Annotated in this window: 14 protein-coding genes; 10 read left to right on the top strand and 4 right to left on the bottom strand. The window is 47.9% G+C overall.

Going from position 1 to position 16030, the window contains the following annotated elements:
- Nucleotides 1–276: 276 nt before the first annotated feature.
- A complete protein-coding gene (locus ACUJFL_RS15075) occupies nt 277–546 on the top strand; it encodes a hypothetical protein (protein WP_445425409.1) in 270 nt (89 codons plus the stop codon).
- Between the two features lie 111 nt (nt 547–657).
- Nucleotides 658–969 carry a hypothetical protein gene (locus ACUJFL_RS15070; RefSeq protein WP_445425408.1) on the top strand — a complete coding sequence of 104 codons (312 nt, stop codon included), beginning with the start codon at nt 658–660 and terminating at the stop codon, nt 967–969.
- A gap of 149 nt (nt 970–1118) precedes the next feature.
- Here the strand turns inward: ACUJFL_RS15070 and xseA are convergent, their stop codons facing one another.
- A complete protein-coding gene (xseA, locus tag ACUJFL_RS15065; protein ID WP_445425407.1) occupies nt 1119–2456 on the bottom strand; it encodes an exodeoxyribonuclease VII large subunit in 1338 nt (445 codons plus the stop codon).
- 151 nt (nt 2457–2607) lie between these two features.
- On the opposite strand from xseA, the gene guaB reads away from it, so the two are divergent.
- The 4 genes from guaB (at nt 2608) to ACUJFL_RS15045 (ending at nt 7920) form a co-directional block, all read left to right on the top strand.
- Nucleotides 2608–4077, top strand: a complete 1470-nt coding sequence (guaB, locus tag ACUJFL_RS15060; protein ID WP_445425406.1) for an IMP dehydrogenase — start codon at nt 2608–2610, stop codon at nt 4075–4077.
- A 58-nt stretch (nt 4078–4135) separates the two neighbouring features.
- Nucleotides 4136–5713, top strand: a complete 1578-nt coding sequence (gene guaA / locus ACUJFL_RS15055; protein ID WP_229586598.1) for a glutamine-hydrolyzing GMP synthase — start codon at nt 4136–4138, stop codon at nt 5711–5713.
- A gap of 742 nt (nt 5714–6455) precedes the next feature.
- Nucleotides 6456–7160, top strand: coding sequence for an aspartate/glutamate racemase family protein (locus ACUJFL_RS15050; RefSeq protein ID WP_445425405.1), 705 nt, complete (start codon nt 6456–6458; stop codon nt 7158–7160).
- Between the two features lie 52 nt (nt 7161–7212).
- Nucleotides 7213–7920 (top strand): lipase family alpha/beta hydrolase, encoded by a 708-nt coding sequence (locus ACUJFL_RS15045; RefSeq protein WP_445425404.1) that lies wholly within the window; start codon nt 7213–7215, stop codon nt 7918–7920.
- A gap of 602 nt (nt 7921–8522) precedes the next feature.
- On the opposite strand, the gene ACUJFL_RS15040 is transcribed toward ACUJFL_RS15045, so the two are convergent.
- Both ACUJFL_RS15040 and srmB read right to left on the bottom strand, forming a co-directional pair.
- Nucleotides 8523–9581, bottom strand: coding sequence for a S66 peptidase family protein (locus ACUJFL_RS15040; protein WP_445427910.1), 1059 nt, complete (start codon nt 9579–9581; stop codon nt 8523–8525).
- Between the two features lie 203 nt (nt 9582–9784).
- Entirely contained in the window at nt 9785–11008 is a 1224-nt protein-coding gene (srmB, locus tag ACUJFL_RS15035; RefSeq protein ID WP_226751113.1) for an ATP-dependent RNA helicase SrmB, read from the bottom strand.
- A gap of 76 nt (nt 11009–11084) precedes the next feature.
- On the opposite strand from srmB, the gene ACUJFL_RS15030 reads away from it, so the two are divergent.
- Entirely contained in the window at nt 11085–11798 is a 714-nt protein-coding gene (locus ACUJFL_RS15030) for a tRNA1(Val) (adenine(37)-N6)-methyltransferase (RefSeq protein WP_445427909.1), read from the top strand.
- Nucleotides 11799–11806: 8 nt separating this feature from the next.
- Here ACUJFL_RS15030 and fldB read toward each other — a convergent pair whose 3' ends face one another.
- The gene (gene fldB / locus ACUJFL_RS15025) at nt 11807–12325 is read right to left on the bottom strand and encodes a flavodoxin FldB (protein WP_226751115.1); all 519 of its coding nucleotides are present in this window, start codon (nt 12323–12325) and stop codon (nt 11807–11809) included.
- Between the two features lie 121 nt (nt 12326–12446).
- On the opposite strand from fldB, the gene xerD reads away from it, so the two are divergent.
- From xerD to recJ, 3 genes are all read left to right on the top strand, one after another.
- Nucleotides 12447–13364, top strand: coding sequence for a site-specific tyrosine recombinase XerD (xerD, locus tag ACUJFL_RS15020; protein ID WP_445429098.1), 918 nt, complete (start codon nt 12447–12449; stop codon nt 13362–13364).
- An 18-nt stretch (nt 13365–13382) separates the two neighbouring features.
- A complete protein-coding gene (gene dsbC, locus ACUJFL_RS15015) occupies nt 13383–14114 on the top strand; it encodes a bifunctional protein-disulfide isomerase/oxidoreductase DsbC (protein ID WP_445427908.1) in 732 nt (243 codons plus the stop codon).
- A gap of 96 nt (nt 14115–14210) precedes the next feature.
- On the top strand, nt 14211–15944 hold the full coding sequence (gene recJ / locus ACUJFL_RS15010) for a single-stranded-DNA-specific exonuclease RecJ (RefSeq protein ID WP_445427907.1): 1734 nt from the start codon (nt 14211–14213) through the stop codon (nt 15942–15944).
- Nucleotides 15945–16030: the final 86 nt, after the last annotated feature.

The raw sequence follows: 16030 nt of genomic DNA, 5'->3' as shown, positions 1-16030 counted from the left end.
CTGTTCTAGATGAATATTTCTTTAAAACAAAGAGCATGACTGAAACTTCTTAATAATTTGGTCAATTTAATAACTAATTATCTTTTCAATATGTTGATTTTCGGTAAACTCCTAAGTATAAATTTGTTTAGCCTTTTGGACGCTGCTAAGAGGTCTACTTAATAGCGGTTAGGCCTTTAAAAGGAACTTAAAGAAATGAGATGTTTGTTAATAATTTTTTCGTTAGCCATATTCACAGGGTGTGCAACAACACCAATCTTAACCACAGCCGACACGATGCAAATAATAAAAGCCGCTGCAGACTCTGCCCCAGCTGGCGTTTATGGAAAATACACCTTATTAATTCAATCTACTGGCTCGCAAATTGGCGATGATCGAATCTTTCTAAACACAGAATTAGATTACAGAGACCAAAGAAATATCACTATTGCTCTGTCCCATGATGCTGTAAAAGAATTAAATGACCACGCTGGGCAACCTACAGGTAAATACTATTACCAGACACATATTCGTGTCACTCAAGTGTCTCAAATTAAAGTGTTATAAAGCCATGCCTAACACGGCGCTGTTGTCCCTGCTACCATGGTTTGGACGGATTATGCTGCGTTCTAGCAGCCCCAAAGTTTTGCTTAAGACAGACAAACAAGGAAGGTCAAAATGAAATCGGAAATCATAACAATCAACGTAGCTCAAACAGCAAAAACACTGTCGTTCCTCACTGCACTCATCAGTTCACTAATAGCCGTTATAGGTATAGTGTTATTAGCCGCCGGCGTCGAAACTACAATCGCATTCAGCTACATAATTTCGATAACGGTTAACAGTAACGGGGGCAAGCTTTTCTTATTTTTATGCTTACCCGTGTTAACTTTTGCAGCTACTTATATATCAGTCGCTATTTTTTGTATCGCATACAACTTCGTGGCAAAAAAAACCGGCGGAATAGCCTTTCAAACTAAGCTTCAATAAAGGTATGCCTGACAATACGCCGAGCAATATCATGCCTCATTTGGCCAGTGAGCGTGATGTTCAAACGCATTGTTTACAATACCATCAAGCATATCTGTTGATAAAAAAGACTCATTTAAATAGGTTGTTGAAGATGGCTTATCTTCCCCTTATTTATGAATCACTTCTGTCACCGTTGCCATAAAGCGGCCCTCTGCTAAACGCGTACTGATAGTATCGCCTAACTTTAGTTGTGAGCTGCTGGTAATAGCTTGTTCTGTGGCATTAAAACTTATGCTGTATCCACGAGCTAGGGTGGCGAGTGGGCTAACGGTGTGCAGTTGGGCACTGAGTTTCGCCAGTTTTTGTTGTTGCTGTTTTACCTGTTGTTGCTGCGCGTGCTGCAAGCGGCGTTGAAGTTGCTGCAACAGGTTGTGTTGTTGTTTTAAGGTTTTAGCGGGCGAGAGATGCAGCAAGCTTTGTTGTAAATAGCTGTGCTGGCGTTTAGCTTGCTGTAACTGTAGCTGCATCACCCGTTGTAAGCGCAGTTGTAACTCATCGAGGCGCTGTTGCTGTTGTTCTAAACGGCGTTGTGGGTGCAGTTGTTGTAAGCGTAGCTGTAACTGACTGAGCTTGGGTGTCAGCCTTTGTAAAAACAAGCGCTGGGCTCGAACTAAGCGGCTCGACAGTTGTTGCAGTTGCAACACAAAATGGCTTTGATCGGGTGACACCAGTTCAGCCGCCGCGGAAGGGGTTGCCGCCCGCACATCTGCTACAAAATCGGTGAGTGCAAAGTCAATTTCGTGTCCCACGGCACTGACAATCGGAATAGGGCACTGCGCAACGGCTCTGGCCAAGGCTTCGTCGTTAAAACACCACAAGTCTTCTAACGAACCACCACCACGGCCAATAATTAAGACGTCAACCTCATCACGCTGAATGGCCGTACTGAGCATTTGCCGTAGCTGCCCAGCGGCGCTGTCACCTTGCACTTGGCATGGGTAAACGATCACCTTAATACCGGGGGCACGGCGTTGCAGCACAGTAATAATATCGCGCACGGCGGCACCGGTGGGTGAGGTAATTACGCCGACGGTGCGCGGATTAGCCGGTAGCGCTTTTTTGCGCTCGGCTGCAAATAACCCCTCGGCAGCCAGTTTATTTTTTAACTGTTCAAATTGTTGTTTTAATAAACCATCGCCGGCGGGCTCAAGAAAGTCGGCTAATAACTGATACTCGCCGCGCGGTTCATAGACACTGATCCGGGCGCGTAATAGAACCTGTTGACCATTTTGCGGTCGGATCAGTGCATTGCGATTGGCTTGCTTAAACATCGCCACTTTTACCTGCGCTGCCTGATCTTTTAAACTGAAATACCAATGCCCGGACGCGGCCGCCACAAAATTCGACACTTCACCGCTTAACCACAATTGCTGAAACTGTAATTCGAGGGTCAGGCGTACTTCGCTATTTAAACGGGAAACGGTATAAATCTCAGACTGCTGCATGATTAACTCAACGACTTGTTCATGCCCTTAGTGTACGTTATCAAACCTTATCCTGACAAAAAGAAAAAAGCGTTTGTTCTGTTGCACTATTTCCGCTAAAATTGCACCGCAACATTCCCTATCTTTTCATCCACACAGCGAGATTGTTGCAATGCTCAGGATCATTAAAGAAGCTTTAACCTTTGACGACGTGTTATTGGTTCCGGCGCACTCCAATGTGCTACCCCACACCGCTGATTTACGCACTCAGTTAACCAAAACAATCACGCTTAGCATTCCTATGGTTTCCGCTTCAATGGACACTGTAACGGAAGCACGCCTTGCTATTGCCTTAGCGCAAGAAGGCGGCCTTGGTTTTATTCATAAGAATATGACCATCGAAGAGCAAGCAGCCAATGTACGCAAAGTAAAAAAATACGAGAGTGGCGTAGTATCCGATCCGGTTACCGCACTAGCGGATATGACGGTGCGTGATGTTCAAGCCTTAGCCGAACAACATGGCTTTTCAGGTTTCCCCGTTTTAGACAAACAAGGCGAGTTAGTCGGTATTGTTACCGGTCGCGACATGAGCTTTGAAGCAAATTTGCAAGCCAAAGTAACTGCGGTGATGACGCCACGGGAAAAACTGGTCACGGTAAATGAAAACGCGCCACGAGAAGATGCCTTAAAACTGATGCACCAACATCGGATTGAAAAGGTGTTGGTGGTCGATGATCATTTCAAATTAAAAGGTTTAATCACAGTTCGCGATTATTACAAAGCCGCCAGTAAGCCCAATGCCTGTAAAGACGAATTAGGTCGTTTACGCGTGGGCGCTGCGGTCGGTGTAGGCCCAGGTACAGACGAGCGCATCGCGGCGTTAGTTGAAGCCGGTGTGGATATTCTGTTAATTGATACCTCGCACGGTCACTCTGAAGGTGTGTTAGAGCGTGTAAGACAAACGCGTGCTCAATATCCCGAACTTCAAATCGTGGCAGGTAATGTCGCAACAGCCGAAGGCGCAAAAGCGTTAGCTGAAGCGGGTGCCAATGCTGTTAAAGTAGGTATCGGCCCAGGCTCAATTTGTACTACGCGCATTGTTACTGGCTGTGGTGTACCACAAATTACCGCTATCTCTGATGCCGTTGAAGGTGTGCAAGGTTTAGATGTGTGCATTATTGCCGATGGCGGCATTCGCTTCTCTGGTGATATCGCAAAAGCCTTAGTGGCTGGTGCAAATTGTGTGATGGTGGGCTCTATGTTTGCCGGTACGGAAGAAGCACCAGGCGAAGTAGAACTGTATCAAGGGCGTTATTACAAATCTTACCGTGGTATGGGCTCATTAGGCGCCATGGCACAGCGCAATGGTTCATCAGACCGTTATTTCCAAGGCAGCAATAATGCCGAAAAACTGGTTCCTGAGGGTATTGAAGGTCGAGTGGCTTACAAGGGCCCAATCGAAACCATCATTCACCAGCAAATGGGCGGTTTACGCTCTGCCATGGGCTTAACCGGAAGCCCAGATATCAACACGCTACGTACCAAGCCTCAGTTCGTTAAAGTGACGTCTGCAGGCATGGGTGAATCGCACGTGCATGATGTGCAAATCACAAAAGAAGCACCAAACTACCGTTTAGGGTAACTGTTTTTTGCTATCAGGGCTGACTTAGGTCAGCCCCTGTACTTTTCAAAAGGTTAGTATGAACAAGAATATTCATCATCATCGCATTCTGATCCTCGACTTCGGTTCTCAATATACCCAGCTGATTGCCCGCCGCGTGCGTGAAATTGGTGTTTATTGTGAGTTGTGGGCGTGGGATGTTACTGAAGCACAAATTCGTGAATTTAATCCAACCGGTATTATTCTATCGGGTGGCCCAGAAAGCGTGACTGAGCAAAACTCGCCACGTGCCCCGCAATATGTGTTTGAAGCGGGTGTGCCCGTGTTAGGCATCTGTTACGGCATGCAAACCATGGCTGAGCAATTAGGCGGCAAGGTGCAAGGCTCTGATCTGCGTGAATTTGGTTATGCTCAGGTTGAAGTGGTTGCTCCGAATGATTTATTCGCCAAGATTGAAGATCACATTGGCGCTAACGGTAATGCCTTATTAGATGTTTGGATGAGCCACGGTGATAAAGTGGTTGAAATCCCAGCCGGTTTTGAAACCTGTGCCAGCACGGCCACTTGTCCACATGCCGGTATGGTGGATGAGGCGCGTCAGTTTTACGGTGTGCAGTTTCACCCAGAAGTCACGCACACCCGCCAAGGCCTAAGGATGTTACAACACTTTGTTGTAGACATATGTGGTTGTGACCGCCTTTGGACACCCGCGACCATCATTGAAGATGCGGTGATCCGTTTAAAGCAGCAAATTGGTGATGACCAAGTTATTTTAGGTTTATCCGGTGGTGTCGACAGTTCTGTTGTGGCCATGTTGCTGCACCGCGCTATTGGTAAAAATTTGACCTGTGTCTTCGTTGATAACGGCTTGTTGCGTTTAAACGAAGGCAAGCAAGTTATGGATATGTTTGGTGATCACTTTGGCTTAAATATCATTAAAGTAGACGCCGAAGATCGTTTCCTAGACGCCTTAGCCGGTGAAAACGAGCCAGAAGCTAAACGTAAAATTATCGGCCGTGTGTTTGTTGAAGTGTTCGATGAACAATCGCAAAAACTGGAAAACGCCAAGTGGCTGGCGCAAGGCACTATTTACCCTGACGTCATTGAATCTGCCGGCTCTGCTACCGGTAAAGCGCATGTGATTAAATCGCACCATAACGTCGGTGGCTTACCGGCGCATATGAAGTTGGGCTTAGTTGAGCCGTTGCGTGAATTATTCAAAGATGAAGTGCGTAAAGTCGGTTTAGAGCTGGGTTTACCTTATGACATGCTTTACCGCCATCCTTTCCCAGGCCCAGGTTTAGGGGTTCGGGTATTGGGCGAAGTGAAAAAAGAATACTGCGACCTACTGCGGCGTGCTGATGCGATCTTTATTGAAGAGCTGCATAAAGCCGACTTATACAACAAAGTCAGCCAAGCTTTTACGGTTTTCTTGCCGGTAAAATCGGTGGGTGTGATGGGCGATGCGCGTAAGTACGATTGGGTGGTATCACTGCGTGCGGTTGAAACCATCGACTTTATGACTGCGCATTGGGCGCATTTACCTTATGATTTACTGGGTAAAGTGTCTAACCGTATTATCAATGAAATCAACGGTATTTCCCGTGTGGTATATGATATTAGTGGTAAGCCACCCGCGACGATTGAGTGGGAATAATGGTTATCGCTTAAACTGCAAAGCTTAAGTGGGTTAAAAAGGCGCTGCTGCGCCTTTTTTGTTGGTGACCGTTTAGTGGATTGAACGTTTTCGCCATGGGCGAGATACTTTCTTTTGCGTCGCCAAAAGAAAGTATCCAAAGAAAATGCGACCCAATTTCGCTCGAAAGCCCGGCTGCTCATGCGTTGTCCAAGGCGAAAACGTAACTCGCGCTATGCTTCGTCGCCGCACTCAAACACCCGTTTTCTTAAAACCTTGGTCAACGATGATCAGTCGGCTCGCTACAAAGGGGAGGGTAAGAACTGGAGTAGAGCGAGTTAACTCGCGCGGCGCTAACGTCGCCGCACTCAAACACCCGTTTTCTTAAAACCTTGGCCAACGATGATCAGTCGGCTCGCTACAAAGGGGAGAATGATTATCTCAAAGCAAAGATCTAAGTTCGGAGTAAAGCGAGTTAATAGCAAAGTAAACTTTGGCTGGAGACATCTTTTTCAGGGATGAAAAAGAGGAGCGTACAGGGAGGTATTTACCGCGTGCTCCAGCGGAAGCTTTACGCAGTGTTTAACGATTTCGCCGTGGGCGAGATACTTTCTTTTGCGTCGCCAAAAGAAAGTACCCAAAGGACAAACTTCGAGGTTAGATACCGAGAGCCAAGTAGCTGCTGTGCAAAGCTTCGCGGGGTATTGCAGAGAAAGGCCTTTTACGTCATGGTATTGCTTCTGAGAACCATTGGTGGCTTAACATGAAAACGATTGGTTTAATTGGCGGGATGAGTTGGGAGTCGACCGTACCGTATTATAGGTTGCTTAATCAGGGTGTTAAGCAACAGTTGGGTGGGTTGCATTCGGCTAAATGTATTTTATACAGTGTCGATTTTCAGCAGATTGAACGTTTACAACATGCGGGTGATTGGCAAGGCGCCGGTGAGGTGTTAGCTGAAGCGGCTGTAGCACTGGCTGCAGCAGGTGCAGAGGTTATAGTGCTCTGTACCAATACCATGCATAAAGTTGCTGCTCAAATTGAAGCTGCGGTGGCTATCCCGCTGTTACATATTGCCGATGCCACCGCAACCGCCTTGCAGCAAGCTCATTGTAGCCGTGTTGGTTTGCTGGGAACTAAATTCACCATGGAGCAGCCTTTTTATCGAGAGCGCTTAAGTGAAAAGTACGGTGTCACGGTGCTGTTACCAACTGAAGCTGAGCGTGATCGTTTGCATCAGATTATTTATCAAGAGCTCTGTCAGGGAATACTTAAACCGGAATCAAAGCAGTTAGTGCGGCGGGTGATGGCCGGTTTAGCCTTGCAAGGTGCTGAGGGAATTATCTTGGGTTGCACTGAAATAGGTTTATTAGTCAGTCAAGCTGATGCCGCTGTGCCGTTGTTTGATACCACGGCACTGCATGCACAAGCGGCTGTAGCATTCGCGTTAGCCGATACGGTGAGTTAAGCTGATAACACTACGCGGCTGCTAGGTCGAAACACTAAAAAAAAGAGACAGTATGAATTACCTGTTTGCCATAATTCTGCTTTGCTTTAGCGCGCTATTACAGGCTAAAGAGTGCGCGATCTTATTGCATGGCTTAGCGCGTAGTGCTGATGCCATGCAGGTGTTAGAAAAACGCTTACAGCAGGCCGGTTATGTGGTCAGTAATGTCGATTACCCCTCAACGCAGTACCCTATTGAACAATTAGCAGCATTGGCCGTTGATCAGGGGCTGCGTCATTGTCAGCAGCAATCCGCACAGCCAGTGCATTTTGTTACGCATTCGCTAGGTGGCATCCTTGTGAGATACTATTTAACGCAGCAGCCTATTGCTCATCTTGGCCGCGTGGTCATGCTTGGTCCGCCTAATCAAGGCAGTGAGGTCGTGGATAATTTAAAAGATGTGCCCGGGTTTGAATTATTGAATGGCCCAGCAGGTCAGCAGCTTGGTACGGATGAAGCGAGTATGCCGAAACGCTTAGGTCCGGTCGATTTTGAGTTAGGCGTGATTGCCGGTACGCAAAGTATCAATTTGTTGCTTTCGACAATGTTGCCCAACCCGGATGATGGCAAAGTGTCACTGGAGTCAACTAAAGTTAAGGGGATGACAGATTTTATTGCCTTACCGACTACGCATCCGTTTATGATGAAAAACGATGCGGTGATCGCGCAAACGTTGTATTTTTTGCAACACGGAGAGTTTGAACCGCTTGAATCAAAATGACGGTTTTTTTACTGATTAAATTCGTGCTTAACGTTTTCGCCGCTGGCGAGGTGCCGCTTCGGGGGCAGATACAGACCCTTGGTGTTTTCGCCGTTGGCGAGGTACTTTCTTTTGCGTCGCCAAAAGAAAGTACCCAAAGAAAATGCGACCCCACGTTGCCGCGAGAGCCCGGCTCAACCTAACCCGACCAAGGCGACGAGGTAACTCGTTCGGCACTACCGTGCCTCGCTCAAACACCCCTTGTCTTAAAACCTTGGCCGGGCAAGGCTGACCGGCTTGCAACGTAATGGAATTAACAACGGAGCACAGCGCTGTCAGAGTTGATGTGGATCAGGTTTGGATTGTTGGTAACTGCTCGCAGTAAACGTTGGCTGGAGACGTCTTTTTCAGGGATGAAAAAGAGGAGCGTACAGGGATGTATTTACCGCGTTCTCCAGCCCGCGTTTTACGCAGAGAGGTCATACTAGAAGCTTAGGCTAACGCTTTCGCCGTTGGCGAGGTACTTTCTTTTGCGTCGCTAAAAGATAATCTCACCGTGAGGTGAGATCTATACTCGCCGGTGAGACTGCTAGGAATGACCCCCTAGCAGTCAGCTTGTTCGGTTAGCGTTGAAATACCGGCTCGAGTAAGCGTAGGGTGCCGGCATTGGCATCCAGTTCTACTTTTGCGCCTACCGGTAAAATAAATTGCTTGGGAATATGGCCAATCATCGCGCCGCGATAAGCTGGAATACCCAGCGGTTTAATAAAGTCGGCAAAAATCTCATCCAGCGTTAAGCTGCCCCAGCCATTGCCTGGGGTGCAGCGGTTACAATCGCCAAACACAAAGCCTTTTATTTTATCCAGCGCACCCATCAATTTTAGCGTACTCATCATGCGGTCAATGCGGTAGGGCTGCTCTTCAATGTCTTCTAAAAAAAGAATTTTATCTTGAAAATCTGGTAGGTAAGGCGTGCCAGCCAAGGAGGTCAAAACCGTTAAGTTACCGCCCATTAGCTCGCCTTGCGCCTTACCTGGGGTAATCACGCGAGTGCGGTTTTCGCGGTTAACCAGTTCACCTTTGCTTTCTTGTTCGTTTTGGTAAGTGAGCAATTCTTGCTGGAAAAACACTCGTTCGAATTGATCCACATTAAAGGCATTCCAACTACCAATACCATTGGGGCCATGAAAACTCACTAAACCGGCTTTAGCCAGCAAGGCATTATGCAGCGCAGTGATATCGGAATAACCCAGTAACGGCTTAGGGTTGCGCCGGATCATCTCATAATCAAGCAGCGGCAGAATACGCGCGGCACCTGAACCACCACGGGCACAGATAATGGCTTTTACCTCGGGATCGGCAAACATGGCGTTCAGATCGCTGGCGCGATCCGCATCACGGCCAGCTAAATGACCATGACGCTCGGTATAAAAACGGCCGGCTTTAACGTTAAAGCCCAGCGCCTGCAGTACTTCAGTGGCGATAACTAAATCTTCTTGGTCGGCAACGGCGGCGGATGAGGCAATTAAGCCAACGGTATCGCCTTTTTGTAACCGTTTCGGCAAGATACGACCGTTAGTGGCTAAGGTTGTGCTGGCCGCTTGTGCTGTGAGGCTACAACCGACTAATGGCAGTACGCTAAGTGCGGCTGCACTGCTTTTTAGAAATTGACGTTTATCCACCGACCGCTCCGCTAATAATAATTTATTCCTATTGATAGCATGCTTTTGGAATAATTACAGCGGATTTGACTAAAAATTGCGTTGATGCGTTGGGCTAAAAAGATAAAAGGGAGTGGGGCAACGAACCTGGTGTTGAAAAGCATAGAGCGAGGGGAAGACGGCCAATAAGTGCGATTACCTATTGGCCAAAAACAACGTGGTAATTATTTTTTAGGCGCTTTTTTTGCCAGCTTTTTGGCCGCTAATTTACCTGGCTTTTTCTTTTTACTTGCTACTTTCGCTTCTTTATTTTTGGCGCGAAGCCCCTCAATGTTACGACGTTTAAGTTTTTGCTCAGTATAGCGTTCTACTTTGGCAACAATACTCATATCGTGTGCTTCGACTAGCGAGATCGCCGTCCCTTTTTTACCGGCGCGACCTGTGCGGCCAATACGGTGCACATACACATCGGCGCTACGTGGCATATCAAAGTTAATCACATGGCTGATGTCGTCAATATCCAAACCGCGCGCCGCTACGTCAGTCGCCACTAAGATGCGTACTTGGTTATTGGTAAAACGTGCTAAAGCTTGCAGCCGTTTATCTTGCGGCATTTCACCTTGTAACCAGCAACAGCGTAAACCGGCCGTTTCTAATTGCCCCGACAACGTGGCTAAACGCTCACGGGTTTTCACAAAAACGATCGCCTTGGTCACGTCTTCTTGCTGCAAAATATGAATTAACAAAGCGAGCTTGTGGTTAATGTCATCGGCTAAATGACACCACTGCAGTATTTTGGCTTTTTCTTTGCGCGATGGGTGCGCTTCAATCCGCTCTGGCTCTTTTAACGAATGACTGGCGAAACGCTCTAACGTGGCGCCTTCTAAAGTGGCAGAAAACAGCATCGTTTGCCGGCGGCGGCGCGCTTCTAACACGATACGGTTCATCTCACCAACAAAGCCCATATCGAGCATCCGATCCGCTTCATCGAGGATCAGTACTTCCACTTCATCCGCTTGAAAGCTTTCTTCATCGAGATATTCAATCAGTCGACCAGGGGTGGCGACTAAGATGTCATTGTTTTTTTCAAGCGTGTCTTTATGGCTACCATAGTTCACACCGCCGGTAATTAAACCGATGTTCAGAGTCGTATGTTGGCTGAACTGACGGAATTCATCATACACTTGGTAAGCGAGTTCGCGGGTTGGTGTCATCACTAAAACCCGCGCAAAACCCGGATCGCGGCGCGAGAAATCTAATAAATATTGAATAGCGGGTAACACAAACGCCAACGTTTTACCCGTGCCGGTTGGGGCAGACGCCATAATATCGCGGCCCTCTAACGCCAGTGGCAGCGCCAGTTGTTGGATCTGAGTGGGCTCGCTAAAACCGGCCGTTTCGAGTGCGCGATTAAGGGCGTCGTCGAGTTGAAACTCGGCAAATGACATGGGTAGTACCTCAAAGTTATGCTGTTTCCTTATGACATCGGCTGGCACTCAGGCTAAACTGGCGCGCGGAGGACGTATGTCAGCAGGTTTTCAATGTAAACAATTTACTATTGCGCATCAGCATTGTGCGATGAAAGTCGGCACTGACGCGCTGCTATTAGGGGCCTGGGCCCGGCTGCCAGCCAAGGGTGCTATGTTAGACATTGGCGCAGGCAGCGGTATTCTTAGTTTAATGTTAGCGCAGCGCAGCCAGGGTAAACAGGCAATTACTGCCATCGAGCTGGATGCTGCCGCGGCGGCACAGGCTGCAGATAATGTGCAACACAGTCCGTGGCCATTGGCCATCACGGTAATAAAAGGCGATATTCTAACCTATCAGAGCACGCAACGTTACGCTTTAATCGTGTCTAACCCACCTTTTTTTCAAGCGGCTTTGCCCAGTATAGATCCATTACGACAACAAGCCCGGCATACCGATAGCTTGCCCTTTAGTGCCTTGTTACAACAAGCGGCAACGTTATTAAGCCCCGAAGGGGAATTTTGTTTAGTGTTACCTGCGGTAAGTCAGCCGGCTTTTGATGCAGCAGCAACCGAGGGAGGCTGGCATTGCTTGCGCCGCTGTGCCGTGCAAAGTAAAGCGAACAAGCCGGTCAGTCGTTACTTACAGAGTTGGCGCTTTGCTGGCAAGAGGCAAGCAGTTGAGCTAAGCAGCTTACTGATCCACGCTGAAAACGGCACTTATTCAGCTGAATATCGCGCCTTGCTACGGGATTTTTATTTGAAGTTTTAACCCGATGCTTAGCCGATGGTGGCGATTTCGGTTAACACCTGTTCGACCCAGCTTTGCAGCCGGGCATCAGTTAACTCATACTGATTTTCATCATCCAGTGCTAAGCCATAAAACCATTCGCCATCCGGCGTAAGCGCTTTTGAGGCGATAAATTCATAACCACTGTTTGGCCAGAAACCTACCCGGGTGATAGCCTGTGGTGCCAGCGCCTCATGTAACATGCCCAGCGCATCTTGAAACCATTCGGCATAACCAATTTGGTCGCCCATACCGTAAAGGGCGATTATTTTTCCGCTTAAATCAACTTGGCTGATCTCAGGCCAGCGTGCTTCCCAGTCTTCTTGAATTTCGCCGAAGTCCCAAGTTGAGAGGCCTAAAATCAAGATGTCGTAATCTTGCATGGCGGCCAAACCGGTATCTTTTAAGTTGTGTAACGTCACCAACTCGGGGCCGAGTAGTACTTGAATTTTCTCTGCCACCATTTCGGTGTAGCAGGTGGTGGAACCATAAAAAAGACCAATGTTCATCTGATAGCACGTGTAGTGAAACATGGCGGTATATTATCAGACTTGCCTGCGCTCGCCCATACACTATGCCTTGATGGCTAAATCCGCTACTATTGGCACACCTGAGATCGTTAAGCTTGCTATGAGCCAAACAATACATGCTGCCTTGACAGCCGATACGCAGCAGCGTATTCAACAATTTTTGGATCAGCTTTATTTAGAGCAAGATGCCAGCCCGCACACGTTAAGTGCTTACGGCTCGGATCTGCGGCATTTTGCGCTGTTTTGTCAGCAGCAAAATATCAAACTGCTCAGTGTTAGCGGTGATGATGTGAATGCGTATTTAGCCACGCGCTACGATCACGGGATTAGCCCGCGTTCTGCCTCTCGGGTGTTAAGTAGTTTACGGCGTTTTTATCGTTACTGGCAGCAATTGGCGTTGATAAGTACGAATCCGCTGGAGCATTTATTAAACCCCAAAATTGGCAGTAGCTTACCGAAAACCCTATCAGAAGCCGATGTGGAAGCTTTGCTTGGCGCACCGGATTTAAGCGAGCTGATCCAATTTCGTGATAAAGCCATGTTAGAGTTATTATATGCCACCGGCTTACGCGTGACCGAGTTGGTTAGCTTAACCATGCAGCAACTGTCTGTGCAACAAGGTGTGGTGCGGGTGCTGGGTAAAGGCCGTAAGGAACGCTTGGTGCCTATGGGTGAAGAAGCACAGCATTGGCTAAGTCGTTATTTACGCGAAGCGCGGCCACAGCTGTTAGGGAGTGCGCAAGATGTGCTGTTTCCGAGTAATCGACAACAAATGATGACCCGACAGACCTTCTGGCACCGTATCAAATTTTATGCAACAGTGGCGGGCATTAAGGCAACCTTGTCACCTCATACTTTACGACATGCGTTTGCCACGCATTTACTGAACCATGGGGCCGACTTAAGGGTCGTACAGATGTTATTGGGCCACAGTGATCTGTCGACAACACAAATTTACACGCATGTTGCCCAAGTGCGCTTGCAGCATCTGCATCAACAACATCATCCGCGGGGTTAGTGCGGAACAAGGAACACTATGACATTCGGTTTAAAAACTTTAGCGGCATTATTTATCGCCAGTAGCCTACCGCTGACCGCTTTAGCAAATGAGGCTAAAATTACTGAATCGTTGGCCCAAGTTGGGCTAACGGTACAACAAGTCAGCCCTTCGCCAATGACTGGCGTATCGCAAGTGCTGACCGATCGTGGTTTGTTCTTTATGTCAGACGATGGCCGGTTTTTGGTTGCCGGTAATGTGCTGGATATGCAAAATTGGCAGCAAGTTCGTGGTCAACAAGTGCCGACTAACTTAAAAGAACAGTTAATGGCCCCGATTATTGTTCAAAAGCTGGCCGAGCAAAAAGACAACGTTATTGAATACAAAGCCCCCAATGAAAAATATGTAGTGCATGTGTTCACCGATCCCAGTTGTGGTTATTGCCGCAAATTACACTCAGAAATCAAAGAGTATTTAAAAGCCGGTATTACTGTGCGTTACTTAGCGTACCCTCGTGCCGGTGTTGCTTCAGAAATCGGTTTGCAAATGCAACATATTTGGTGTGCCAAAGATCAACGCGGCGCCATGGACAATGCCAAGGTCGATAAAACGGTGGCTAAAGCGATGTGTCAAAACCCTGTGGCCACGCATTACGAGCTGGGGCAGTTTATCGGTGTTACCGGCACTCCTGCGGTGATCCTGCCTGATGGTCAGTTGATCCCAGGTTATATGCCCGCAGAAGCCATGATTAAAGAACTTAGCGCAGGTTAGAGCAAAATTAGCCATTACTTAGCAGATATTGTGCGCTATGGGTTGCCCAACACGGCAACCCGAGTAGCAAAGGTCAACACGCTCTAGGAGTTACGCTTGCAGCAAAAACAGATCCTGCGCCGCGCCTTACCCACGGTAGCAGCCGAATTAGATAGCAGTTTGCATCCGGTGTTACGTCGGTTGTATTTAGGCCGAGGGGTACAGCATGCCGATGAATTGCAACGGCATGCCGCTGCCCTGTTGCCGTTTAATTTATTAAAGGGTATCGATACTGCTGCTGCACTGTTAATTGAAGCACTTGTCCAGCAACAACGTATTGTTATTGTCGGTGACTTTGACGCCGATGGTGCTACCAGTACCGCAGTGCTGATGAGCGGTTTAAAAGCGTTTGGCTTTAAATACCTCGAGTATATGGTGCCGAATCGCTTTGAATACGGTTATGGTTTAACGCCAGAGCTGGCTGAGATCGTGGTGGCGCAGGGCGCAGAACTGATCATTACCGTCGACAACGGTATTTCGGCAATAGAGGGCGTTGCCTTAGCTAAAAAAGCCGGTGTGAAAGTGCTCGTCACCGATCACCATTTACCCGGTGCCGAATTGCCCCAAGCGGATGCGATTGTTAATCCGAATCAACCAGGCTGTACTTTCCCCAGTAAAGCGTTGGCCGGTGTCGGCGTCGCGTTTTACTTATTGCTGGCCCTGCGCGCGACCTTACGGGAGCAAGGCTATTTTCAACAGCAGGGTTTAACTGAGCCGAATGTGGCGGAACTGCTGGATTTAGTTGCCTTAGGTACGGTGGCCGATGTCGTGCCGCTAGATACCAATAATCGTATTTTGGTGCATCAGGGCTTAATGCGCATCCGTGCCGGTAAATGTCGGCCGGGTATCCAAGCGTTAATTGATGTGGCCAATCGCACGGCCGTAAAACTTACAGCAGCAGATTTTGGTTTTGCGCTAGGGCCGCGCTTAAATGCCGCCGGGCGCTTAGATGATATGGCGCTGGGTATCAGCTGTTTACTGGCGCCGTCGATTGGTTTAGCACGGCAATATGCGGCAGAGCTTGACGCGTTAAATGCTGAGCGACGCAACATCGAACAAAGCATGCAGCAAGAAGCGCAGGCATTTTTAAGTCAGCTGTCTTTTGATGGTAGCGAGTTACCAGAGTGTTTATGTTTATACCGCGCCGATTGGCATCAGGGTGTGATCGGTATTTTAGCCGGCCGCATTAAAGAGCAATTTAACCGGCCAACCATCGCTTTTGCTCAAGGTGATAACGGTGAATTAAAAGGCTCGGCGCGCTCGATACCCGGCTTACATATGCGCGATTTATTAGAAGAAATTGCCAGCCAGTACCCTGGGTTAATTAAAAAATTTGGTGGCCATGCCATGGCCGCCGGTTTAACTATTGCTGAAGAGCGTTTAGACACCTTTAAGGTGGCGCTGAGTTTTACCGCGAAAAAATATTTAACACCCGAGCAGTTAACCGCCGTGATCATGAGTGATGGCGAATTAGAACGTGATTGCTTTGAGCTCGATTTTGCGCAGTTACTGCAAAATGCCGGGCCTTGGGGCCAGGCCTTTCCTGAGCCGGTCTTTGATGGTGAATTTAAACTGCTCAGTCAAAAGATGTTAGCCGACCGCCATTTAAAAATGCTGCTGCAAGGCCCTGGCGGCAAGTTAGTGGATGCCATTTGGTTTAATGCCGATAACAAGGCGTGGCCAAATGTGAATATTCAGCAAGTCCGCTTAGCTTATCAGTTAGATATTAATGAATATCGCGAGCAACAAAACTTGCAATTAATTGTGCGACATATGGATGCTGTAAGCTAAGTTGCGGCTTGTTAAGCGCTTGCGCTAATTTTCCAGATAATAACTGCCCTAAGTGGCAGTTTTTTGTTATAATCCGCGCCAATTTT

This window comes from Alishewanella sp. HL-SH05, from assembly GCF_052655985.1.
Note: the sequence above shows the minus strand (reverse complement) of the source record. Positions and strands in the feature narration are given on the sequence as shown.

Excerpts from the sequence above, each read along its gene's own strand:
- ACUJFL_RS15075 (WP_445425409.1), top strand. The coding sequence starts at position 277 with ATGCAAATAATAAAAGCCGCTGCAGACTCTGCCCCAGCTGGCGTTTAT.
- ACUJFL_RS15070 (WP_445425408.1), top strand. The coding sequence starts at position 658 with ATGAAATCGGAAATCATAACAATCAACGTAGCTCAAACAGCAAAAACA.
- xseA (WP_445425407.1), bottom strand. The coding sequence starts at position 2,456 with ATGCAGCAGTCTGAGATTTATACCGTTTCCCGTTTAAATAGCGAAGTA.
- guaB (WP_445425406.1), top strand. The coding sequence starts at position 2,608 with ATGCTCAGGATCATTAAAGAAGCTTTAACCTTTGACGACGTGTTATTG.
- guaA (WP_229586598.1), top strand. The coding sequence starts at position 4,136 with ATGAACAAGAATATTCATCATCATCGCATTCTGATCCTCGACTTCGGT.
- ACUJFL_RS15050 (WP_445425405.1), top strand. The coding sequence starts at position 6,456 with ATGAAAACGATTGGTTTAATTGGCGGGATGAGTTGGGAGTCGACCGTA.
- ACUJFL_RS15045 (WP_445425404.1), top strand. The coding sequence starts at position 7,213 with ATGAATTACCTGTTTGCCATAATTCTGCTTTGCTTTAGCGCGCTATTA.
- srmB (WP_226751113.1), bottom strand. The coding sequence starts at position 11,008 with ATGTCATTTGCCGAGTTTCAACTCGACGACGCCCTTAATCGCGCACTC.
- ACUJFL_RS15030 (WP_445427909.1), top strand. The coding sequence starts at position 11,085 with ATGTCAGCAGGTTTTCAATGTAAACAATTTACTATTGCGCATCAGCAT.
- fldB (WP_226751115.1), bottom strand. The coding sequence starts at position 12,325 with ATGAACATTGGTCTTTTTTATGGTTCCACCACCTGCTACACCGAAATG.
- xerD (WP_445429098.1), top strand. The coding sequence starts at position 12,447 with ATGAGCCAAACAATACATGCTGCCTTGACAGCCGATACGCAGCAGCGT.
- dsbC (WP_445427908.1), top strand. The coding sequence starts at position 13,383 with ATGACATTCGGTTTAAAAACTTTAGCGGCATTATTTATCGCCAGTAGC.